Annotated in this window: 22 protein-coding genes and 1 pseudogene; 20 read left to right on the top strand and 3 right to left on the bottom strand. The window is 35.6% G+C overall.

Translation table 11 applies throughout. From position 1 onward, the window contains the following. The first annotated feature begins 1 nt into the window (after position 1). From D2K62_RS10805 to D2K62_RS10785, 5 genes are all read left to right on the top strand, one after another. Positions 2–1081 (top strand): HD-GYP domain-containing protein, encoded by a 1080-nt coding sequence (locus tag D2K62_RS10805; RefSeq protein ID WP_117148917.1) that lies wholly within the window; start codon positions 2–4, stop codon positions 1079–1081. A 59-nt stretch (positions 1082–1140) separates the two neighbouring features. Beyond that, positions 1141–1923: a sporulation protein YunB gene (yunB, locus tag D2K62_RS10800; protein WP_232824108.1), complete on the top strand. Its 783-nt coding sequence runs from the start codon at positions 1141–1143 to the stop codon at positions 1921–1923. A gap of 203 nt (positions 1924–2126) precedes the next feature. Next, positions 2127–3683 carry a Na+/H+ antiporter NhaC family protein gene (locus D2K62_RS10795; RefSeq protein ID WP_112181750.1) on the top strand — a complete coding sequence of 519 codons (1557 nt, stop codon included), beginning with the start codon at positions 2127–2129 and terminating at the stop codon, positions 3681–3683. Between the two features lie 1038 nt (positions 3684–4721). Next, entirely contained in the window at positions 4722–6191 is a 1470-nt protein-coding gene (locus D2K62_RS10790; RefSeq protein ID WP_117161427.1) for a sodium-dependent transporter, read from the top strand. Positions 6192–6223: 32 nt separating this feature from the next. Further along, entirely contained in the window at positions 6224–6322 is a 99-nt protein-coding gene (locus D2K62_RS10785) for a methionine/alanine import family NSS transporter small subunit (protein WP_112181748.1), read from the top strand. 38 nt (positions 6323–6360) lie between these two features. On the opposite strand, the gene D2K62_RS10780 is transcribed toward D2K62_RS10785, so the two are convergent. Further along, a complete protein-coding gene (locus tag D2K62_RS10780; RefSeq protein ID WP_117148916.1) occupies positions 6361–7323 on the bottom strand; it encodes a M23 family metallopeptidase in 963 nt (320 codons plus the stop codon). A 228-nt stretch (positions 7324–7551) separates the two neighbouring features. Here D2K62_RS10780 and D2K62_RS10775 point away from each other — a divergent pair, with 228 nt between their 5' ends. From D2K62_RS10775 to mobB, 8 genes are all read left to right on the top strand, one after another. Continuing rightward, positions 7552–7827, top strand: a complete 276-nt coding sequence (locus tag D2K62_RS10775; protein WP_112181745.1) for a YutD family protein — start codon at positions 7552–7554, stop codon at positions 7825–7827. A gap of 119 nt (positions 7828–7946) precedes the next feature. Continuing rightward, the gene (moaA, locus tag D2K62_RS10770) at positions 7947–8963 is read left to right on the top strand and encodes a GTP 3',8-cyclase MoaA (RefSeq protein WP_117148915.1); all 1017 of its coding nucleotides are present in this window, start codon (positions 7947–7949) and stop codon (positions 8961–8963) included. Positions 8964–8967: 4 nt separating this feature from the next. Continuing rightward, a complete protein-coding gene (locus D2K62_RS10765; RefSeq protein ID WP_117161426.1) occupies positions 8968–9978 on the top strand; it encodes a MoeB/ThiF family adenylyltransferase in 1011 nt (336 codons plus the stop codon). Positions 9979–9991: 13 nt separating this feature from the next. Next, the gene (locus tag D2K62_RS10760) at positions 9992–11278 is read left to right on the top strand and encodes a molybdopterin molybdotransferase MoeA (protein ID WP_112181742.1); all 1287 of its coding nucleotides are present in this window, start codon (positions 9992–9994) and stop codon (positions 11276–11278) included. Next, positions 11275–11751 carry a molybdenum cofactor biosynthesis protein MoaE gene (locus D2K62_RS10755; protein WP_112181741.1) on the top strand — a complete coding sequence of 159 codons (477 nt, stop codon included), beginning with the start codon at positions 11275–11277 and terminating at the stop codon, positions 11749–11751. The genes D2K62_RS10760 and D2K62_RS10755 overlap by 4 nt, the downstream gene beginning before the upstream one ends. Continuing rightward, positions 11748–11978, top strand: coding sequence for a MoaD/ThiS family protein (locus D2K62_RS10750; RefSeq protein WP_112181740.1), 231 nt, complete (start codon positions 11748–11750; stop codon positions 11976–11978). Before D2K62_RS10755 ends, D2K62_RS10750 begins: the two co-directional genes overlap by 4 nt. A gap of 5 nt (positions 11979–11983) precedes the next feature. After that, on the top strand, positions 11984–13252 hold the full coding sequence (locus D2K62_RS10745) for a molybdopterin molybdotransferase MoeA (protein WP_112181739.1): 1269 nt from the start codon (positions 11984–11986) through the stop codon (positions 13250–13252). Positions 13253–13271: 19 nt separating this feature from the next. Next, entirely contained in the window at positions 13272–13769 is a 498-nt protein-coding gene (gene mobB, locus D2K62_RS10740; RefSeq protein ID WP_157967324.1) for a molybdopterin-guanine dinucleotide biosynthesis protein B, read from the top strand. Positions 13770–13777: 8 nt separating this feature from the next. Here the strand turns inward: mobB and D2K62_RS10735 are convergent. Further along, a pseudogene (locus D2K62_RS10735) lies at positions 13778–14254 on the bottom strand (Crp/Fnr family transcriptional regulator); the annotation flags it as partial. A 26-nt stretch (positions 14255–14280) separates the two neighbouring features. Between D2K62_RS10735 and mobA the strand changes: the two are divergent. Together mobA and D2K62_RS10725 are read left to right on the top strand one after the other, a co-directional pair. Further along, positions 14281–14877 (top strand): molybdenum cofactor guanylyltransferase, encoded by a 597-nt coding sequence (mobA, locus tag D2K62_RS10730; RefSeq protein WP_112181736.1) that lies wholly within the window; start codon positions 14281–14283, stop codon positions 14875–14877. 509 nt (positions 14878–15386) lie between these two features. Further along, complete coding sequence (locus D2K62_RS10725; protein WP_117161425.1) at positions 15387–16139, top strand: class I SAM-dependent methyltransferase; 753 nt, start codon at positions 15387–15389, stop codon at positions 16137–16139. A 75-nt stretch (positions 16140–16214) separates the two neighbouring features. On the opposite strand, the gene D2K62_RS10720 is transcribed toward D2K62_RS10725, so the two are convergent. Then, positions 16215–16724, bottom strand: a complete 510-nt coding sequence (locus D2K62_RS10720) for a phosphatidylglycerophosphatase A family protein (protein WP_112181734.1) — start codon at positions 16722–16724, stop codon at positions 16215–16217. A gap of 153 nt (positions 16725–16877) precedes the next feature. On the opposite strand from D2K62_RS10720, the gene D2K62_RS10715 reads away from it, so the two are divergent. The 5 genes from D2K62_RS10715 (at position 16878) to D2K62_RS10695 (ending at position 24059) form a co-directional block, all read left to right on the top strand. Beyond that, entirely contained in the window at positions 16878–17852 is a 975-nt protein-coding gene (locus D2K62_RS10715; protein WP_112181733.1) for a protein kinase family protein, read from the top strand. 118 nt (positions 17853–17970) lie between these two features. Beyond that, entirely contained in the window at positions 17971–19263 is a 1293-nt protein-coding gene (locus D2K62_RS10710; protein ID WP_198671300.1) for a homoserine dehydrogenase, read from the top strand. A 4-nt stretch (positions 19264–19267) separates the two neighbouring features. Next, on the top strand, positions 19268–20329 hold the full coding sequence (gene thrC, locus D2K62_RS10705) for a threonine synthase (protein WP_112181732.1): 1062 nt from the start codon (positions 19268–19270) through the stop codon (positions 20327–20329). Further along, positions 20326–21213 carry a homoserine kinase gene (thrB, locus tag D2K62_RS10700; RefSeq protein ID WP_117161424.1) on the top strand — a complete coding sequence of 296 codons (888 nt, stop codon included), beginning with the start codon at positions 20326–20328 and terminating at the stop codon, positions 21211–21213. Before thrC ends, thrB begins: the two co-directional genes overlap by 4 nt. 806 nt (positions 21214–22019) lie before the next feature. After that, positions 22020–24059 (top strand): methyl-accepting chemotaxis protein, encoded by a 2040-nt coding sequence (locus tag D2K62_RS10695; protein ID WP_232828005.1) that lies wholly within the window; start codon positions 22020–22022, stop codon positions 24057–24059. The last annotated feature ends 133 nt before the right edge of the window (positions 24060–24192 follow it).

The raw sequence follows: 24192 nt of genomic DNA, 5'->3' as shown, positions 1-24192 counted from the left end.
AATGAGACTAGTCGCGACAAGATCAATTCAAGAGGGTAGTGAACTCGCTAAGCCTATTTATAATGGTAAAAGTAAAATCCTAATTCAAAAGAATGTAAAGCTAACATTCTCTATGATTCAACGTTTAAAGCAATTAGGTATTACATATGTATATATCAAGGATGCCCTTACTGAAGATATCATGATCAACTCGCCGATTCCGGATGAATTACGATTGGAAGCGATCCAAACTGTGAAAGAATCATTTGCAGGTTATCGAAATCAGGGATTTGGTAAGAATGCATTTCTTCTTGAAAAAACAAATGTAAAAATGGACAACTTGGTTAACACAATGGTCAATCAAATACAGAGAAATGACGAAGTATTATCTATTATGTCAGACATATTTATTAGCGACGATTATGTATTTTCACATTCCGTTAATGTGACCATTTATTCGTTGGCACTTGCTAATGAATTGAAACTGAATAATAAAAAAATTAAAAGCCTAGGTCTTGGAGCTATGCTTCATGATGTTGGTAAAGTATTTATTCCAGAAGGCGTTTTAAATAAGACTGGAAAGTTAACGGAAGAAGAATTTGCTATTATTCAAGCACATCCAGAAATGGGGTTTGAATTCTTACGCCAATCTTCTTCAGTGCCGTTATTGGTTGCTCATTGCGCTTTTCAACACCATGAACGATTAGACGGATCGGGATATCCCCGAGGATTAAAAGGCAATGAAATTCATCAGTTCGGGAAAATTCTTGGTGTAGCAGATGTTTTTGATGCTGTAACGAGTAATAGAGTGTATCGCGATGCAATGTTGCCTCAGGAAGGCTTAGAGATATTATATGCTGGTAGTGGTACGCTATTTGATCAAGAAATGGTTCGAACTTTTCGGAAAACAATAGCTATTTACCCCAATGGAGTTACAGTACAATTAAGTGACAACCGGACAGCAATTGTCGTTAAACAAAATACACCTTTACAAGAACGACCGATAGTTCGGGTACTAAAAGAAAATAACATAGAAGTAACACCATACGATCTTGATTTATCAGTTGCATTGGATGTTATGATTATTGAATATAATATTTAAATGCATTTTGAATACTATCCTCCCATTGAACAGCATATTGTTTTCTAGGGGGGATTTTTGTGCGAAGAAAAACTAACCATAAAAGATTACACATATCATCTTCTAGTAGACATCTTCTTTTTATTACTACGATATTATTTGTTATCGCAACGTTGGCCAGTATTGTAATTGTTAATAGGGGCATTAAACCCGTTTTATTAGAAATTGCTGAAACACGTAATGAGAATTACGCGAATATGGCAATGGGGATCGCTGTAAATAAAAAGTTAAATGAAGATTTAGAAGTTGAAAACCTTATTGACTTTCAATATGACGATAGTGGTCAAGTCGTAAGTTATCAAATAAATGCAGCTATGGAAAATAGAGTACAAAGGAATATCCAGTATAGGGTGGAGAATTTTATACACCAGCTTGAAAGAGGTATTGTGCCTGATACAAGTGCACCTTTAGATGTAGACATTGAGTCAGAGGAACAAACAACAATTGAAGCAATACAAGATAAATCAAATTTAATAGAGATTCCACTTGGGCAGGTATTAGGCTTGCCGTTACTAGCTAATTTAGGCCCCAAAATACCTGTTAATTTAGAGTTAATTGGTTACGTGAACACAGAAGTTGAAACAAAAGTTAGTGACGTGCAAATTAATAGCGTACATATTGAACCGGTTGTACATATTGAAGTCGAAATTCGTACCATAATTCCATTTGGAACAAAGACCGCTAGAATTGAGCAAGAAATTCCAATAGGTAGTGGTGGATATAATGGAGACGTTCCACAATATTACAGTCCAAACAAAGATGATAATACTAATTTATCTGTTCCAATTGACCCCTTGCAATAAAGTTTGTTGCTTGGTAAACTATTGTAGATAAGAATTGAAAAAAGTAACCTATCCTTTTAAAAAAATAGAAGGGCAACAAAGCGCTAAAGAAATTTGTTGCCTATAATCAGTAATAGTTAATGTTGCTATTGCTGATTTTTTATGTTTTCTATATCAAGACTAGGTTTTACTTCTTTTAATCAAATACAATGGGAGGTTAACAAATGGAAGGAGAAATTTATTCCTTAATTCCAGCAGTGTTAATGTTAGTACTAGTGTTAGTTACTAGAAAAGTTTTGTTATCATTAGGTGCAGGAATTATTGTGGGAGCACTAATGCTTCAAAACTTTAATATAGTTGAAACAATCAAAGAAGTGGGCATCGCTTTTCGAAACATTTTCTATCAGGCAGAAAGTGGTTTTGAAGTAGGGAACTTATATTTATTATCATTCTTACTACTATTAGGAATCATTACAGCCTTTATGACCGCATCTGGTGGTAGTAAAGCGTTTGGCGACTGGGCAATTCAGAAGGTTAAATCACGTCGAGGTGCACAATTGCTTCCTTCATTTTTAGGTATTTTAATATTTATTGATGACTATTTTAATAGCCTAGCTGTTGGTCAAGTTGCGCGTCCTGTAACGGACCGTCATAAAGTATCACGTGCTAAATTAGCATATTTTATTGATTCTACTTCTGCACCTATAACTGTCATTACACCAATTTCAAGTTGGGGTGCCTATATTATTGGAACAATAGGTGGAATCTTTATAGCAAATGATGTAACAACATATCAACCTTTAGAGGCATTTGTGAAAATGGTCCCGATGAATATGTATGCTTTTGCTGCAATCTTACTCGTCTTTTTAGTAGCACTATTTAATATCAATGTAGGGTCTATGAAGAAGCATGAAACGAGAGCTATTAAAACTGGCGAATTATTTGATGAAGCCAAAGGGAATATTGCTGGGGATCTTAAATCGGATATACGTGCACATGAAAGTGGTAAGATTATGCATTTGATTATACCTATCGGATTACTAGTAATTGGTACGATCATTGCAATGCTAATGACTGGATATTTAGAGATACAGGGACAAGTTACTCTTCTTAGACTATTTGAGTATACGAATGTTAACTTATCACTTTTTATTGGTGGTTTATTAGCAGTAATTTTTGCATCCATTCTTTATGGCTTTCAAAAACATCCAAAAACAACTTTCTTTTCTATTTATAAAGAGGGAATACGTTCAATGCTCCCAGCAATATATATCTTAATTTTAGCGTGGATGATCGGCACAATTATTGACCGCCTAAATACTGGAGCTTATTTAGCTGAACTTGTGGAAAAAGCTGCTATAAGTCCAAATTATCTAGCATTACTACTATTTATAGTGGCAGGATTTATGGCTTTAGCAACAGGTACATCTTGGGGGACATTCGGAATTATGCTTCCAATCGCCGCACAGATTGCTGTGGTAACTGATGTGGATCTAATACTGCCAGCAATGGCTGCTGTACTAGCTGGTTCTGTTTTTGGAGATCATTGTTCACCAATTTCTGATACATCGATTTTGTCATCGACTGGAGCAGGTTCAAATCATATTGACCACGTCTTAACACAACTACCTTATGCTTTTATTAGTGCATTTGCGGCTGGTATTGGCTATCTTGTTTTAGGTTTAACAGGTCTAGTAAGTATTGGATTAGTAGCTACATTAGCAACTATTTTAGTCATTGCTTTTTTAGTTGTTATTTCAAACAATAAGAAAACAGCATAATCTGTTAAAAGATGTAGGACGGATCATTTCATTGAAATGATCCGTTTTTTCTATTTTTTTAATAATTACTTAACCTTTGCAGTGTAAAACAGGCCCTTAAACCTTTGTATAACAAGGAAGTCTAGCAATCCAAAAAAAATTGACTTCACGCTTCTAGGGTAATCATCAATGCGTTTGATCTAACTCACTTGAGGTAAACTGCGACATAACATACCGCTTTGGAAATATACTTCGCTTTCCGTGGGCACGGCTTCAGCTAACTTAGTAAAGCAAATAGCGCTTTACTAAGTGGATCTTCAGCCCGCGCTGTTCCCACAGGAGTCTACGTATATTTCCAAAGCTAGTTCAGAATCTACATGATGATTGAGTATGGAATAATGACACTTTAGCTAGACAAGCTTATCAATTGTTTATATTCTACATTACAATTACTGTTTTTCTTCAAACTTGATTCATTCCCTAGATAACCTAATTCTTCATAGTGAATATTGTTGTTTATTTCTCCTAACTAGCGTATCAAATGAAATTGGCGACACTCCTGCAGGAACAGCGCGGGCTGAAGATCCACTTGGAAGCGTTCTTTGCTTCCAAGTTAGCTGAAGCCGTGCCTGCGGAAAGGGAGTCAATTTCACTTGAGTAGCGGGTCAGGAGATTCTGTTATGTCACAGTTGATGACAATTCCGACGCAAGTAATGTTATGCCGGAGTATATGTTTATTCGGTAATAAAAAAAGGATGCAGCCTTTTTTAGAGGCTGTAATGTAGTTTATCACGTATAGCCAAACTTAAAAGAGTCGACGATTAGCCCTTTTTTTTTTTTGATGAGGAAGTTTAGATAATTAAATTCAATAAATGTTCATAAATCTTCCTTTGACAGAAGCAAGCAGTCTCGTTATAATCAGTAAATATCAGAAAAAAATAAAAATTTGAAACATTCCATTTTAAAACGTACATATTTAAAAAGTATGTATTATTTTAGTGCAATTTTATAATTTTCTATTGTTAATGGGGATGTGTTCATTTTGAGAGGAGAGTTTTTATGGAAAATCGGTCTCAGTGGGGAACTCGTATAGGCTTCCTACTTGCGGCAATGGGATCAGCAATTGGTTTAGGAAACATTTGGAGATTCCCTGCAACAGCATATGAAAATGGAGGAGGAGCCTTTTTTATACCATATTTATTCGCCTTATTAACAGCAGGTATTCCATTGTTAATTATGGAGTACACAATAGGCCATAAATATCGTAGTTCATCTCCACGTTCATTTAAACGAATCAGTAAAGGAATGGAATGGATAGGTTGGTGGCAAATTGCTATTTCATTCATTATCTCAACGTATTATCCAATTATTGTTGCGTGGGCAATCATGTATGCTTATTTTTCAATTGGACAAAGTTGGGGAGATGATCCTACAGGCTTTTTCGTAGGAGATTTTTTACAAGTAGCAGAGGCAGGTACTTTTGGTTCAATGGTACCAGCGGTTCTATTTCCATTAATTGCGGTTTGGGCAATTGTTTTTCTCATTCTTGGTAAGGGTGTTAAAAAGGGAATTGAAGTTGCAAATAAAATTTTCATTCCGTTATTAGCTGTTACTTTCATCATCATAGTTATTCGCGCTATTACATTACCAGGCGCTTTGGATGGTCTTGAAGCATTTTTCGCTCCAGATTGGTCAATGATTACCAATGGATCAGTATGGGTGGCGGCATATGGACAGATATTCTTCAGTTTATCAATTGCATTTGCAATTATGATCACATACGCTTCTTATTTACCGAAAAAAGCAGATATTACAAATAATGCATTTATTACTGGTTTTGCTAACTCATCATTTGAATTGTTAGCTGGTATTGGTGTTTTTGCGGCATTAGGTTTTATGGCAAATGAGACAGGTCAATTGGTTTCTGACGTTGCTACAGGTGGCGTTGGTCTTGCTTTTATGGTCTTTCCAGAAATCATTAGTCAAATGCCAGCATCCGGATTTTTCGGTATTTTATTCTTTGGTTCTTTAGTATTAGCGGGATTATCATCGCTCGTTTCTATTTCGGAGACATATATTGCAGGTGTCCAAGAAAAATTTAATATCTCACGTGGTTTAGCAGTAACAATTGGTGGGGGACTTGCAGCAATTATATCGTTATTCTACGCTAATCAAGGTGGTTTAAATCTTCTTGATACAGTGGATTACTTTATTAATAATTATGGAGTAGCGTTAGCTGGATTATTTGAAGTTGTTGCAATTGCTTGGTTTGCGCGTTCTCTGAAAGATTTACAAGCATATGCAAATGATGTATCAGATATAAGACTTAGAGCTTGGTGGAGATTTTGTCTAAGTGTCATTACGCCAATTGTACTTGGTTATATGATGTTACAAAACTTACAAACAGATATCAAAGAAGCTTATGGCGGATATCCAATCGAATTTTTATTTAACTTTGGTTGGGTAGTTGCGATTGGTGCCATGTTCTTTGGTGCATTAATGACAACCAAAAAGTGGCCGAAAGAATAGTAAAATAATGAAAGGAAAGGAGTGAAAGACTCATGTCTGGAGCTGCTATTACAATGTTTGTTATAGGTGTAGTCATTATTTGGGGAGGTTTAGCAGCAAGTATTATGCATGCTGTTAGGGCTTCGAAATAAAAAAGAAGTAAATCCTCACACAGTTGTGAGGATTTACTTTATTTTTTTGCTTCCTTTTCCCATCTACTTAAGTATGGATAGGGATCAAAAGACCATTCACTATAGCCATTATCTTTGTACATACCATAATGAAGATGAGGGGGGAACTTACCAGATGTTCCTGGTGGACCATACCCTGTTGCGCCAACAGATGCAATCACATCTCCTGGTTTTACTACATCTCCAACTTTTAAATCGTCTTGAAAACCATTTAAATGAGCATAGTAATGGTAGTTATTATAAATGTCACGAATACCTACACGCCATCCACCGAATTTATTCCAACCCATTATTTCAACAACACCGTACCTTGTTGCTTTGACTGGTGTTCCGTAATTTGCAAAGATATCTGTTCCTTCATGTATGCGTCTACCACCAAATCCACGTGCATCTCCCCATGTATTCCGATAACTGTAATTGTATTGAAGTGGAATAGGAAAATCGCTGTCATTGAGACTAATCGTTTCAAATGTTTTATAAACAGAAGCTATTTGCATAATGGATTGAACAGTTAATGCCCGTTGATAATAATTCCATAATGCAATCTTAATATCTTGCTTTGTATTTCCTTCTTTTGCGAGCATACTTGCCATTGAATAAATTACGTCTTCGTCATTTGATCGGTCTGCTTGATTATCTCCATTTCCATCTTTACCAATACCCTCAAATAGATTAATTAGACTAGGATTTGTATCTTTGCTTGGATTTGCAATGCCAAACCAGCTTTCTTCAGAAAACTTGATTTTAATGCGCTTTTTCGGATCCGTTTCTTTCTCAATATTTTTTTCATATTGATTGATTGCTGCAAGGTAATACCAAGGGATCTGAGTAAGTGCTTCAGTCTTTTTAAATAATGCCATTTTTTCGTTATCCTCTTCTTGATCAGTTGCATCCGTTGCCAATGTATGCGGGATCGAAAAAGATAGTAGTAGAAAAGTGGCAACTAATACGCGTTTAAACATGTCATTCAACTCCTGTAAATAGATGGATACAAGTAACTATAGTTTGTACGACCTTTTGTAAAAGATGAGATGAAAAACTAACCAATTATCAATTTATTAGTAAAAGTTTGTTTTTTAGTGAGGAGCGTCTAGTGTTTAGAAGTAAGAATATGATAAACTATAAACAAGCTATTAACAGGTTTACTGAATATTGTTAGAGGATTGATGACAAAGGGAGAATGAATAAATATGATTGAAGTAGCAGGACAACAATATGAAGTTATAGAAGATGTAAAAGAAGGTTTTCAGCAAGAGGCTTTCGAAGAACGTTACAGTGAAATTCTAACGAAATACGACTTTATAGTTGGTGATTGGGGTTATGAACAACTTCGATTAAAAGGATTTTATGATGATCAAAACCCAAAAGCTGCCTTTGATACAAAAATAAGTACGATTGATGATTACTTATACGAATATTGTAATTTTGGTTGTGCTTATTTTATTGCAAAACGCATTGTTCAGTAAATCCAACTGAATAATGTGTTTTTTATTTTACAAATATAACCAAATTATTATTTTGTTACTTTAATAAATGGTGTTTTCTTGGTATAATATAACTTAAAATCTTAAGGAGTGATTGTTTAATGAAAATCAAGCAATTAGAAGATAAATTTGGACGACCTCTGCAAGATTTGAGGATTTCAGTAACAGATCGTTGCAATTTTCGTTGCAGCTACTGTATGCCAAGAGAAATATTTGGAAAAGATTATGTCTTTATGCAAAAAGATCAACTTTTAAATTTTGAAGAAATAGAACGATTAGCACGCGTTTTTGTTCAATTAGGCGTTAAAAAAATACGATTAACTGGTGGAGAACCTCTATTGAGACGTGATCTACCGGAATTAATAAAAAAGTTAAATGCTATTGATGGGTTAGATGATATTGGTTTAACTACAAACGCCGTACTTTTAGGGAAGATGGCAAAAGATCTAAAAGATGCAGGATTAAAACGTGTAAATGTTAGTTTAGATGCTTTAAATGATGAGGTTTTTCATTCTATTAATGATACAGCTGTCCCTACTAAAGTAGTATTAAAAGGCATTGATAAGGCACTGGAAGCTGGTTTAGGTGTGAAAGTGAACATGGTTGTTAAAAAAGGAATGAACGACCAAGAAATTGTACCGATGGCAAAGTACTTTAAAGATAAGGGAATTACTTTACGCTATATTGAATTTATGGATGTAGGTCAATCAAATGGTTGGGATTTTAGTCAAGTAATTACTAAGAAAGAATTACATGATGAATTATCGAAATATTTCGAATTAACACCTGTTGATCCTGACTATTTAGGTGAGGTAGCTAAACGCTATAAATATGCTGGTACAGACAGTGAAGTCGGATTCATTACATCTGTTTCAGAATCTTTCTGCTCCACATGTACAAGGGCACGACTTTCTGCTGATGGAAAATTTTTCACCTGTTTATTTGCTGTTGAAGGTTTAGATTTAAAAGAGATTATTCGCTCTAATGTAACAGATCAAGATCTAACAGAAGCGATTGTTCCTACATGGGAAAAAAGAACAGATCGCTATTCAGATGAACGAACAGAAGAAACAGTTAAGAATCGCAAAAAAATTGAAATGTCCTATATAGGTGGTTGATAACGTGGATGATAGATACTCCAGGCAAGTCCTATTTCGGCCTATTGGTATGGAAGGTCAAGAAAAAATAAATAATAAACACATTTTATTAGTTGGTTGTGGTGCCCTAGGTTCTGCAAATGCAGAAGCTTTAGTACGTGCTGGAATAGGACATTTAACTATTATTGATCGTGACTATGTCGAATTTAGTAATTTGCAGCGCCAACAGTTATTTACAGAAGAAGATGCACGCTCCAGCTTGCCAAAAGTAATAGCTGCCAAAAATAAATTAACGCAAATCAATTCAACAGTTCATATTGACAGCCATGTGATGGATGCGACTAGCAATACATTACGCCCCTTATTGGATAATGTTGATATTGTTATTGATGCGACAGATAACTTCGATACCCGATTTATCTTAAATGATTTACTACAGCAGTTACGAATACCATGGATATTTGGAGCATGCGTTGGTAGTACGGGGATGAGCTTTACTGTTATTCCTGGAGAAACACCATGTTTAAACTGTTTATTACCTGCGATTCCACTTGTGGGTGCGACATGTGATGCGGTTGGCATAATTGGTCCTACTGTTCAAATGGTTGTTGCACATCAAACAACGGAAGTCTTGAAATTACTCGTCGAGGATAGAGAAACACTTCGATCTAATTTGGTTACATTTGATTTATGGCACAATCAATTCCAAACAATTAAAATGGATCGAGCTAAAGATCCAGATTGTCCTACTTGTGGGAGTAATCCAAGTTATCCCTATTTACAATATGACAAGCAAACAAAAACCGAAATATTATGTGGTCGTGACACCGTTCTAATTCGAAACAATCGGGAAATATCACTAGAAGATTTAGCGAAACATCTAGAAAAGGTTGGAGATGTTAGTCAAAATGGTTTTCTATTGGTTTTACACTATCAATCGTATCGTCTTGTCTTCTTTAAAGATGGTAGAACATTTATTCATGGTACAAATTCAATTGAGTTAGCAAAAAAGATTTATTACCAGTTAGTTGGTTAAAGGGGCGATTAAATTGGAAAGCAGAAACCCGATAAAAGTATCTATTGCTTTAAATCGAATTATGTCTTTTATGAAAAAACAAGGAATTATGAAACAGGTTCCAATTGAACAAAGTTATCAGCGTTTTGTAGCAGAAGATATTGTAGCTGATCATGATGTACCACCATTTAATCGTTCCCCATATGATGGCTATGCTATCAATGCTTCAGATACGGCAGATGCATCGACAGGAAATTCTATTGAAATGAAAGTCATTGGTGAAATAGGCGCTGGTACTGTTTTTACTCAATCAGTTGAATCAGGGCAAGCAGTTAGAATTATGACGGGTGCAGCCATTCCAATAGGCTGTGATGCAATAATTATGTTAGAACATGTTACAACGAATCAAACAAAAGATCGCGTCATTATAAGTCAAAAGGTAAATAAAGATGAGAACGTCTCTTTTCAAGGAGAAGATACAAAAAAGGGAGAAACACTTGTAAGAAAAGGTACCTATATTACGCCGGGCGTTGTTGCCTTATTAGCTACTTTTGGTTATAAGACTGTCCCGGTAATTATCAAGCCCAAAGTTGGTATTATTGCAACAGGCAGTGAATTACTAGAGATAGATCAGGAAATGGAGCCAGGTAAGATTCGTAACAGTAATACTACTATGTTAGAAGCGCAAATAAAAAGAGCTGGTGGCGAGCCAATCAATCTAGGACAGTTTAGTGATGATTTAGCGCTTTGTTTTAAACAAGTAAAAGAGGGGCTTGGAAAAGTAGATTTCTTACTCACAACTGGTGGAGTATCGGTTGGTGATTATGATTATCTACCTGAAATATATCAGATGCTTGAAGCAGAAGTATTATTTAATAAAGTAAGTATGCGTCCTGGCAGTGTTACAACAGTTGCTGCAGTTGATGGCAAATTATTATTTGGCCTTTCGGGTAATCCATCCTCTTGTTTTGTTGGATTTGAAGTCTTTACCAAACCAGTAATTCGTCGTTTTTTACATGCTGACAATGTATATCCAAAGGTTGTTACTGTTCATTTAGGAATAGATTTTGCAAATCCAAATAAATTTGATCGATTTGTTCGTAGTAAATTAATGTATAAAAAAGGTTCTATTTCTGTGGTTCCTTCAGGTCTAGATAAATCAAATGCAGTAACGTCATTAGCAATGGCTGACGCACTTACGGTGTTACCTGGTAATGAAGTAGGCTATAAAGCAGGTGAACTAGTTAAGGCCTTACTATTAGATGATCAAGAAGGTACAGTTGACTTTTTAAAGGATGATGAAGGAGATGATTACCAATGACATCAGAATTGTACGTGGTAACGGATCAGGCTATTCAATTAGACGACGTTGTTAATAAGGTAGAAAGAAGAGAAGCTGGGGCAATTACTACATTTATTGGAACGGTAAGAGAGTGGACAAAAGGAAAACAAACACTCTATCTTGAGTATCAAGCATATATACCGATGGCTATTAAAAAGATGGAAGAAATCGCTAACGAAGCATTAGAAAAGTGGCCAGACAGTAAAATAGCTGTAACACATCGAATTGGAAGATTAGAAATATCTGACGTTGCAATTGTGATTGCTGTATCTTCACCCCATCGTGAAGCGGCTTATAGGGCTAATCAATATGTGATTGAGCGAATGAAGCAGGTTGTACCTATTTGGAAGAAAGAACACTGGGAAGACGGTGAAACGTGGATTGGTGATCAATCAGGTAAGGTTTCCTATCCAGAAGGAGCTCCAACTAAAAAGGATGTGTTTAATGGATGAAAGTTTTGTTGTTTTCTCATTTACAGGAGTCATTAGGAACAGCAGAAGTAGAATTAGATTGGAAACCCCAGTCTGTTGAGGCATTCAAGCTTAAATTTAAAGAGGTGTATAATGTAACAGGGTTAGATCAGGTTATGATTGCAATAAATGAATCGTATGCAATGGATACAGATATTATTGAACCAGGAGATGTTGTTGCGTTAATCCCACCAGTAAGTGGTGGATAATTTATATGGTCAATAAAAGAGACTTAATACGAGTATCAGAAGCAATTAAAAAAATGATGGGATATAGCTATCATGGTAAGAAGGAATATGTCGCAATTGAAGATAGCTACCGACGTTATTTAGCAGAAGATATAATTGCAGATCATGATGTTCCACGATTTGATCGTTCTCCTTTTGATGGTTTTGCTATCCGCTCCTGTGATACGAAAGAAGCATCTAGAGATAATCCAGTCACATTATCTGTTGTTGGAGAAATTGGTGCTGGCAGTATTTTTAAGCAACATGTGCAACATAATCAAGCGGTAAGGATTATGACAGGTGCGCAGATTCCAACTGGATGCGATGCTGTGATTATGCTCGAACTAGTTAAGGAACAACGAACGGAAGCTATAATTAGGATCAAACGAAAGATAAAACCAAATGAAAACATTTCATTTCAAGCGGAAGATACCGGAAAAGGGACAGTTATTGCAAAAAAAGGAACAGTAATAAACCCTGGTATGGTTGCTTTATTAGCTACATTTGGCTATAAGAATGTTCCAGTAAGTGTGCAACCAAAAGTTGGTGTTATTGCAACAGGTAGTGAATTATTAACAGTTGATGAACCGCTCGTGCCTGGGAAAATACGTAATAGTAATTCGTATATGATTCAAGCACAATTAAAGCGGGTTGGAGCAAAGGCTGCTTATTTTGGAAAGTTTAGTGATGATATTGAAGTATGTTTTAAACAGATGAAAGAGGCATTGAACCAATTTGACTTTTTGATTACAACGGGTGGCGTATCTGTCGGAGATTACGATTATTTACCAGCTATTTATCGTAAATTAGAAGCAACTGTTTTATTTAACAAAGTTGGAATGCGGCCAGGAAGTGTTACCACAGTGGCTGAAGTAGAAGGGAAATTACTTTTTGGTTTATCTGGAAACCCATCAGCATGTTTTGTTGGATTTGAACTGTTTGTTCGACCAATTATCCGCACTTTTTTATCAGACCCAAAGCCATTTCCAAAGACAGTGAAAGCAGTTCTAGGCGCAGATTTCTTAAAACCAAACCCATTTGATCGATACGTGCGTGCTAGCACAACATATCAAGATACACAATTAGTTGCTACCCCAGTCGGTTTGGATAAATCTAATGTTGTTTCGTCTCTTGGAAGTGCGACTGTTTTGATTGTTCTTCCAGGTGGAACAAAGGGATATCAAGCAGGAGAAAAAGTCTGGATATTATTATTAGATGATCCTGATGGAGACACTTCCTATCAAAATCCACGTTAATATAGAAGGGGGCGTAAAATTGCCGTTTTACTTACAGGTAGTTGGTTATAAAAATAGTGGAAAAACAACGATGATGCTGCGGTTAATTGATTACTTTTGTGAAAAAGGTAAACAGGTTGCTACTTTAAAACATCATGGTCATGGTGGCATGCCTGTCGGATGGGAAAAGACAGATAGCGTTCGACAACAACATGCTGGCGCAATGCTTTCTGGTGTTCAAGGTGAGAATGTCTTTCAAATTGTAGGTGATGAGGCTTGGAGTTTAGAGAAAATGCTTACCTTTTATGCACCCCTTCCAATAGATATTGTTCTTATTGAAGGTTATAAAAAGGAGAAGAAAGATAAAATAGTAATGATTTCTAAAAAGGAAGAGATTGCTTTACTTGACCAGCTAACACATATAAAGGCAGTAATAACCATACTGCCAATACAAGAAAAAAAATATCCCTTCCCAATTTATCATCCAGATGATTGGTTACTATTAGCCAGAAAGTTAAATGAGGAATGGTTCAGCTAGTCGATATTTCAAATTTCAATTGGACAATATTCACAACCAATTGTTTCTCGTAGGAATGCAATATTGTGTATGGTAATTTTGGAATTAACATCAATTGAGAGCACGTTTTTTTGACTAAGCTCACTTAACATACGATTAACACTTTCTTTAGTTGTGGCGCAAAAATCTCCTAGCTCTTGGTTTGTTATAACAATATTGATTAAAATTCCATTATTTTTTTCTACCCCATAACTATTAGAAAATCGAATTAGTGTAGAATAGAGCGCACCCTTTTTCCCATTTAATAATAGATCCCGGAATTTAGATTGGAATTTCCGCATGTGAGCATTTTCCCAACGCATGAATTCAAGAGTTAGTATACTATTAGACAATAATTCTTTCTCAAGTAGATCCTTCTTAATGGCAATTACCTCCCCATCGGTGAATACGTTACAACTTAATAAAAACCTCGGGTCATCTGCCAATGAAGTTAAAGCACCATTTATAAGTATTAAAACTTGAGGTGAATAAGATGGATGAAAAAATTATGGGTGTTTTGTTAGCTGGCGGACAATCAAAACGATTTGGTTCACCCAAAATGTTTGCCGAAAGAAATGGTATTGCTTTTTTTAAACATAGTTTACAAGCTTTAGCCCCATTTGTTTCGAAAACGTGTATTGTATCACTATCTTCCGAGTGCAAAGCGTTTCTCCATTTAGATCAGAACGTTAAGATAATAACAGATTTAGAAGCATTCCAATCCCAAGGCCCTTTGGCGGGCATATTATCAGGGATGGTGTCTGAACCAGCTGACTGGTATTTGGTTGTTCCAACTGACACACCGTTTATAGAAAAATCGATAATTAAACAGCTATTGGACAAAAGAGAAAATGATAAGCAGGCCATCATTCCTAACGTAAACGGATATTTGCAACCGCTTATTGGCTTGTACCATCATTCCACTCAAAAAGTCATATTACACTTATTAGAAAATGATCAGCGTTCTGTTTTTAACCTTCTTAACCAAATTACTGTAAAAGAATGCAAATTTGATGATGATCGCCCCTTTCTAAATATTAATCATCGCAGTGATTATCACAACTATATTAAGAACGAAGAAAACACGTAATTATGCATATGGTATTACGTGTTTTCTTTGTATTTCTTATTTCGGCCACTATCCGCAATTTTAATCCCTCGTTTTGTTAGTCCTATTAGCTCTTCCAATGATTTTATTGAAAAATTATATTTAACACTAGTTTTTGAAAGACCTTCTACATCAATTGTTGGTCGACCAAATCTGTTTGATGTTCAATGAAAACAGGCATTGGAACAGAATCAAGTTGTGCTGTTCCAATGCCTGTAATTACATTTGTTAGGCCATATTCAGAAGTTATTCAGGCAATACCGACATTCCCTGTTGCTCTGCTATAACCGTAAACTGCATGAATCGTTGCTTGTTCATGAATTAATTGAATTTGTTTTATATTTTAATTTTTCAGATAATAATTCGTAGTGATTTAAATCACTTTTAGCTTACGATTAACATGTTATATTGAAAATGATAATCATTATCAATATAATGCAATTAAACTAACAAGATATTAAAAAATCGATCAAATTGGAGGAGTGTTACTTATGTCAAAGAAAGAAGTTGGTCATACGTTTTTAGCTCGTCTAGGGAAAAAAAGATTACGTCCAGGCGGGAAGAATGCAACAGAGTGGTTAATTAAAGAATCGAATTTATCATCTGACAGCAATGTCCTTGAAGTTGCTTGTAATATGGGGACAACGATGATTGATATTGTTAAAAGGTATAACTGTCATGTTATTGGTATTGATCTGGATAAAGCAGCTTTAGACAAGGCTACTTTAAATATTGCGAAACATGGTTTGGAGCGGCAGATTAGTGTTTTACAAGGTAATGCAATGAAACTACCATTTCCTGATAACCATTTTGACGTTGTTATTAATGAAGCGATGTTAACAATGCTTCAAAACAATGCGAAGGAAAAAGCGATTGCGGAATACTATCGTGTTTTAAAACCTGGTGGATGTTTACTTACACATGACGTTATGTTAACGAAACAAGATGATGCCGTAGTGGAGCAATTACGTAAAGTGATAAATGTTAATGTTCAGCCACTCACAAAAAAAGAGTGGAAGGAGACATTTGAAAAGCATTTTAACGCTACGAATAATATCTCTGGACCAATGACACTTCTTTCACCGAAAGGAATGATTAGGGATGAAGGTTTTGCTGGTACGTTTAAAATTTTTCGAAATGCAATAAGAAAAGAAAATAGACCAATCTTCTTTCAAATGTTTCATACATTTAAAACTAAAAAAGACACATTACATTTCATTGCTGTTTGTAGTAGAAAACACTAATTTTTCAAAACACCCTTTATTAGAAAGAGGTGTTTTTTTCTGTGTAATTTTAAAACTTGATATAGGTCAATTTATTTAATCCAAATCTTCATCGTTTGCTGCTGAATGTGCTAATCTACTGGAAGCAGCAGCTGCGATTGCACCGACAATGTCATCTAAAAAGGTATGACATTCTCCGCGTGATTTATCATTTAGTTTTTCAAGTATTCCTGGTTTTTGCTTATCAATATAACCGTAATTTGTAAATCCAATTGAGCCATAGACATTTACAATTGAAAGAGCTATAACTTCATCTATACCATACAAGCTTTCGTCGACTTCAATTGTTTCTTGCAAAGGAGAAACTAGTTTTTTCTGCTCTGCTAAAACATCAAGTTGAATACCAGTTAAGATTGCATTTTGAACTTCACGTTTACCTAATACTTTCTCTACATTATGCTCACACACTTCCAAAGATAAGTCATCATGATAACTATTTTGTAAGTAATATACAAGGTCGGCTATGTCTTTAATTGTGACCCCTCTTTCTATCAGCCATTCTCTAGCTTTTGTTTCTAGTGTTGTTTTATTTTTTTCATCTTTCATGAAATCCCATCCATTCTCTAAAAGTATCTCTATATACTATACCCATCAGATATTTCCTTAAACTAAGAAGCTGATTTAGTTCAACCCTACCTTTCCTTTACATAGACTAAGGTAACTAATTATATATATGCATGAAGGAGAGGATTTATTGATATGTCAATAATAAACCATTACCTAGCTAATTTTCATGGTGAAGAGATAAGAATTGATAATTATTATGGTTATCAGACAGCGGATCACACATACTTTATTGTGCCAACGACTCAACCAGAAGTGGTACATTTGGAACAAGGTTGGTGTGCAGATTATTTGATTAATAAAGGTTATCTTCGAATAGCGAAGCCGATTCAAAATCTACAAGAGCAATTAATTACTGTTGAAAACGGTAAAAACTATATTGTTCTAAAAGCAAAGAAAACACAAAGAAATAACGAATTAGATGCAGCACAGCTTGCAGAATTTCACCAAACAGGAGGATTATATCCTTATACCCCAAACTATATTTCAACCTATGGTATATGGCAATCATTATGGGCAGAAAGGTTAGGCACGTTTGAAGCCTATTATGAGAAGCAAATAGAAGTTCGGCCTGTCTCAAGGTATCTCCGTTTATTTATCGATACGTTTCCCTATTTGATTGGTTTAACAGAAAATGCAATACAGTATGTACAAGAAACCAATCAAGAACACCGATTTGATAGGGTGGATCAAGGGTGTATCACATTTCAAAGGTATAACAATCAACTTGAACGAGATGTCATTTTCTCTGATCAATTCGTTTACGATCATCCTACAAGAGACTTAGCAGAATACGTACGGCCTTATTTATTAAATAACGAGAAGCAAACAAAAGCGAACGATCCAGTATATCTATTTTTAACGGAATACGAAAAACGTCAACCTTTATCTGTTTTTAGTTGGCGATTACTATTTGCTCGGCTTTTATGTCCAATTCACTTATTTGACTTCATTGAGGCATCAATGGACGTAACAGATAAGGAAGAAACTTTTTATGCATATCAGGATTTACTTGAAAAACAAAGCAACTATGAGAGACAATTAAAAGGCTTCTTTTTCCGTCTCGGGATTGATCCGAATTCCAATCAAATTCCTTTCTTAGAGTGGTAAGACTGTTTTTTCAGAAACTTTAGGCAATTGCATCTTGAATAAGTACATGGAGAGCGGTATAATGTCCACTATAGATATACACATGTGCTTTTTAAAAACACAGGGGGAGGCGTTTAATTTGAAAAAGATACAAGTAGGTTTATGTGGATTAGGCACAGTTGGAACGGGTGTTGTAAAAGTATTAGAGGATCATCAAGAACAGATCAAGCATAAGGTAGGTTGTGAAATTGAAATTTCAAAAATCCTAGTTAGTAATCTTGAAAAAACGAGAGATGTTGTCATTAAACAAGATTGGCTAACAATTGATCCTGCTGACCTTGTTGATAACCCTGAGATTGATGTTATCATTGAAGTAATGGGTGGAATTGAAGATACGAACCAATTGTTAGAACGTGCAATTCGAAACAAAAAACATATTGTAACAGCTAATAAAGACCTTATGGCTGTACATGGTCAGAAGTTGTTAAGATTAGCAAAAGAAAATAAATGTGATATTTTATATGATGCAAGTGTTGCTGGTGGTATTCCAATTTTGCGTTCATTATCTGATGGACTAGCATCTGATCATATTCAGAAAATCATGGGAATCGTGAACGGTACAACTAATTATATTATGACAAAAATGACCGATGAAGGACTGCCATTTGATGAGGTCCTAGAAGAAGCTCAAGCTCTAGGTTTTGCAGAAGCGGACCCAACATCTGATGTGGATGGACTTGACGCTGCACGTAAGATGACGCTGTTAGCTAATATTGCTTTTCGAATGGAGCTTAACTTAGAAGACGTTCGTATGGTTGGTATTCGCGGTATTACACAGGAAGATATAAATTTTGCTGAAAGCTTAGATTACACAATTAAGCTGATTGGTATTGCTTCGATGCAAGATGGTAAGGCAGAGGTAACAGTAGAACCGACATTACTACCTAAAGACCATCCATTAGCTTTAGTGAAAAATGAGTATAACGCGGTGTATGTATATGGAGAAGCTGTCGGTGAGACAATGTTTTACGGACCAGGAGCAGGAAGTTTACCAACTGCAACTGCTGTGGTATCTGATTTAATGGAAGTAGTTAAGAATATTCGTCTTGGCATTAGTGGAAACACGTACATTGATCCTCAATTTGATCATCATTTAAAGAGTGATAGCGAAAAATTCTCGCGTCATTTTATTCGATTAGAAGTTGAAGACCAAGCAGGTGCGTTCCAGGAAATCACAAATGTTTTCTCTGATGAAAAAGTTAGTTTTGCAAAAATACTACAATTACCAGGTGATCGTGAGAAAATAGCTGAGATAGTCATGGTCACACATAAAATTAGTAGAGAGCAACTATTAAAAAGCTTAGCTAATTTAAAAGGATTAGATGTTGTGAAACGTTTAATTAGTCATTATCGTGTAGATGGGGAGGAATAAAGAAATGGCATGGGAAGGTTTATTAAAAGAATATAAAAAGTATTTACCAGTGAATGATCAAACACCACTTATTAGTTTACATGAAGGTAATACACCTTTAATAAAATTAGAAAACTTATCAAAAAAGTATGATATTGAAGGATATGCTAAAGTAGAAGGAATTAATCCAACTGGTTCTTTTAAGGATCGCGGTATGGTGATGGCGATGGCTAAGGCAATTGAAGATGGAGCAGAAGCTGTTATATGCGCATCGACTGGTAATACTTCCGCATCAGCGGCTGCCTATGCAGCAAGAGCAGGTTTACGTTGTATTATTGTTATACCAGAGGGGAAAATTGCACAAGGTAAATTAGCTCAAGCAGTTATGTATGGAGCAGAAATTTATTCTATTGAAGGTAACTTTGATGATGCCTTGCGTATTGTTAGAAAACTAGGCGAACAAGACGGTATTACATTAGTGAACTCTGTTAATCCTTATCGAATTGAAGGTCAAAAGACTGGTGCATTTGAAGTTTGTGATGTGTTAGGACACGCACCTGATTACCTATTTATTCCTGTTGGTAATGCTGGTAATATCACGGCATATTGGAAAGGTTTTAAAGAGTACAATGAAGAGAAACAAACTGGTTTACCGAAAATGATGGGTTATCAAGCAAGTGGTGCTGCACCAATTGTCCATGATCGTGTATTTGAAAATCCAGAAACAGTAGGTACTGCCATTCGAATTGGTAACCCAGCAAGCTGGGACAAGGCCCTAAAAGCGCGTGATGAATCAGCAGGTACTATTGACGAAATTACGGATGAACAAATGATTGCAGCCTATCAATGGATGGCTGGAAATGAAGGTATCTTTGCTGAGCCAGCATCGAATGCTTCTGTAGCTGGATTATTTAAAGCACTAGAAGAAGGAAAAGTACCTAAAGGTTCAAAAGTTGTTTGTGTCATGACAGGGAATGGATTAAAAGATCCTAACACTGCTATTGACTATAATGATATCAAACCACGTGTACTTCCAAATGAAGAAGAAACGGTAATGAAAGTAATCTTAGGTAGTGTATCGGTATGAGTTGGCTAATCAAAGTGCCAGCAACAACTGCAAATATAGGTGCTGGCTTTGATTCGATTGGTGTTGCTTTACAATTATATTTATCTTTAAAAGTTGATCAAGCGGATAAATGGGAGTTTGTTCCATTTTCAGATGGAATGGAGGATCTACCACTTGATGAAGAAAATTTAATTTATCAAATTGCATTACAAACTGCAAATCAATTTGGACATGCTCAATTACCAACTTCTCGGGTTGAAATGACAAGTGATATCCCTTTAGCACGCGGACTTGGAAGTAGTGCAACAGCTATTGTGGGAGGAATTGAGCTAGCGAATTGTTTACTTCAATTAAACCTTTCAATGGAAGATAAGTTAGAACTTGCAACGGCAATTGAAGGTCATCCTGATAATGTCGCACCATCCTTATTAGGTGGCTGTGTCATTGGACATTATGATAAGAATTTGGATTGGATTAACGTTCCAATTCATGATTTAGTATTTTTAGCAATCATCCCTTCTTTTCAATTAAAAACAAAAGAAGCGCGAGCAGTTTTACCCGAAGAATTTGCTTATAAGGAAAGTGTTCAAGCTAGTAGTGTTGCAAATGTCAGTGTTGCTGCTATTTGTCAAGGAAATTGGAGACTCCTTGGGAAGATGATGGAAAAGGATCATTTTCATCAGCCTTATCGAAAGAAGCTAATACCACATTATGATCAGCTTGTTAATTTATTAAAAGAGGATGTATATGGCACATTTTTAAGTGGTGCTGGTCCTACAATGATCGCATTAACAACTAAAGAGGTAATCGATCGAAAATTAATAGAGTGGCAAGCATCTATGCCTGAATTGAACTGGCTACCTTTAGCAGTTGAAAATAAAGGTGTTCTAACAATACAGCAATGATAATAGATCCCGATTTCAGTATCCAAACTGAAATCGGGATTTTTTTAATGAACAGCTCTTTTCGTAAACATTGTTGCTTTTCCATATACGGACTTGAGAGAAACTACGACATAGTGAAACTTCCTTACACGCTATGTCAGCAAATGAATTCCCTTTCCCTGGGCACAGTCTCAGCTAACTCGGATAAGCAAAGGTCGCTTTCCGAGTGGATCTTCAACTTGTGGGATTGCGATTACTCATCCCACCCTAAAACATTTGTTGTTCCCACAGGAGTGTCATCCATTTGCTTCCTTCGCTGGTTAGCGTATCTTTTCGACGTACTTATATATTATAATTGTTAGTTTTTCTAACTGTCGTTTCAATTACATATAACAAAGCAATCTATACTCTTATTATTACAGTGTTTCAAAACTAGCGTATCAAGTGAAATTGGCGACACTCCTGCAGGAACAGCGCGGGCTGAAGATCCACTTGGAAGCGTTCTTTGCTTCCAAGTTAGCTGAAGCCGTGCCTGCGGAAAGGGAGTCAATTTCACTTGAGTAGCGGTTCAGGAGATTCTGTTATGTCACAGTTGATGATAATTCCGACGCAAGGAACGTTATGTTTGAGTTCATAAAATTTATTCATAAAGTACAATCTTTTAGCAAACAGTCTAATAAATTATTAAAATTCATAAAAAATCATTGTATTAAGAAAAGATTACAAATCGATTAATTATATGAAAGCGAAATCAATATTAGAATTCCGAAAATCGCTTTATTCTTGTAGATTAATGTCGATATTAGAGGAAATAGGGGGGTTGCAGATTGAAAAGAAAAAGTAGTATACAGATGAAGATTCTGATTTTTGTTCCAGTTGTATTAATAGCAATTATCATATTATCATTATTTAGCTATTCGTTTGCAAAAACAGAATTACAATCGGAAATTTCAGAAAAGATGTCTTATTTATCAGAAGAGGTTGTTAACGATATTGATGGACAACTAATTAGTCATCAACGTTTAGGAGAATCTTTAAGTGAAATAGTAGGAACTAGTGGTACGAATATAACGGAAGAAGAGTATGCAAGCTTATTTGAAAGATTACTCGCGTTAAATCCGGATACATTTGGAATGGGTGTTTGGTATGAACCGTTTCAATATGATGAAGACCAAGAGTATTTTGGTCCTTATGGATACAAAGACGGAGACGATGTAATCTTTACCGATGAATATGAAACGCCCGAGTATGATTATCCTAATCAAGGATGGTATACGGCAGGTGCAGATGCTGGTGAAATAGTTTGGACAGCACCTTATTTTGACGAAGCACTTAATACGACATTAATTACGACTAGTATTCCATTTTACAATCAATCGGAAGAACTGGAAGGCGTAATCTCAAGCGATATTGATATAGGTAATCTCCAAGAGATGGTTAAAACAATTGACACAGGTGAAACAGGATGGGCGTTCTTAACAGGTTCAGATCAGCAATTTCTTGTTCATCCTAATGAAGAGAATAGTCTAGATAGGACGCTAGCAGAAGATGAGACATTGCAATCTTTACATGGTGCTATTGAACAACAAGAGTCAGGTGTTGATATCGTAACCTTAGAAGATGGGGATGCACATGTTTATTATCAACATATACCAAGAACAGATTGGACACTAGGTTTAGTTATTCCGGATAATGAAGCATATGCCTCTTTAGATGGATTATTAACCCAGATTGTCATTGTGTCAATAGTTATAATAATTTTATTTGTAATTCTTGCTTTAATTCTTGCCAGAAGACTCACAAAACCAATTAAATTTCTTAATGAAGAGGTTAGTAAAGTTGCCACAGGGGATTTCTCATCGACTATGGAAGCGAGCACGAATGATGAAATTGGCGAATTAACTACAAATTTTAATGGTATGGTCAAAAATATCAAAGAATTAGTAACTTCCGTAAGGTCTTCGGTTTATACGGTTTCAGAATCAACAGGACAATTAAGTGCGGTCTCTGAAGAAACAACGGCGTCTAGTGAAGAAATAAGTCGTGCAATGAATAGTGCTGCTAATGGCGCTACAGAGGCCTCAAGTTATGCGGAAAAGACGAATACACAAACCGCAGCCTTATCAGATCAATTGTCTAGTTTAGTAAATCAAACAAACCAATTAAAAGAGAATTCTAGCGAGGTTCAAAAACTTAATCTTCACGGTGTGGATCAGATAGAGATTCTAAAGGATACATCAGATCAATCTAATGTTGTTATTTTGTCAGTAGAAAAGGTAATTCAGAACCTTTCTGAAAAGATGAATCGAATTGATGAAATTGTTAACACGATTAGTGCTATCTCAGAACAAACTAATTTGTTAGCTCTAAATGCATCCATTGAAGCTGCAAGAGCAGGAGAACATGGTAAAGGTTTTGCTGTTGTCGCAGAAGAGGTAAGAAAACTAGCGGATGAAACGTCTTCCGCAACAGAAAATATCAGTAGTACAATTAAAAGTCTTCAACTGGAGTCAAAAGATGCAGTTAAACAAATTTCGTCATCAAGAGAAATGTCAGAAGCACAAAACAAAGCAGCTGAGGACTCCTCTCAAGCATTTAAAGCAATCTCAAATGAAAATGATCGAATGGTTGAATCAATTCAAAAAATTTCAAATGATATTGAAAATATTAATACGTATAAAGATAGTGTTGTAGAAGCTATTAGTTATATAACAAGTATTCTTGAGAATAGTGCGGCAGCAGCTGAGGAGGTTGACGCCTCGTCAGAAGAACAGTTGACGGCTCTAAGAACAATAACAACTTCAGCAGAAAGTCTTCAAGAAACTGGTGAAGAGTTAGAAAAACTAATTGAGAAATTCAGAACATAAAAAAAGAAGAGGCTGGGACAAAACTCAGATAAACAATAAAAAGTTGCATCTTCCAACGGTAGTTGGAAGATGCAACTTTTTTATAAAATCGAAAATTTTAGTAAGTAAAAAAGGATACCTTCTGATAAAATTA

It is taken from the genome of Paraliobacillus sp. X-1268 (genome assembly GCF_003426095.1).
Lineage (GTDB): Bacteria > Bacillota > Bacilli > Bacillales > Amphibacillaceae > Paraliobacillus_A > Paraliobacillus_A zengyii.
The sequence above is the reverse complement of the archived record's forward strand: the minus strand, read 5'-3'. Positions and strand labels throughout refer to the sequence as shown.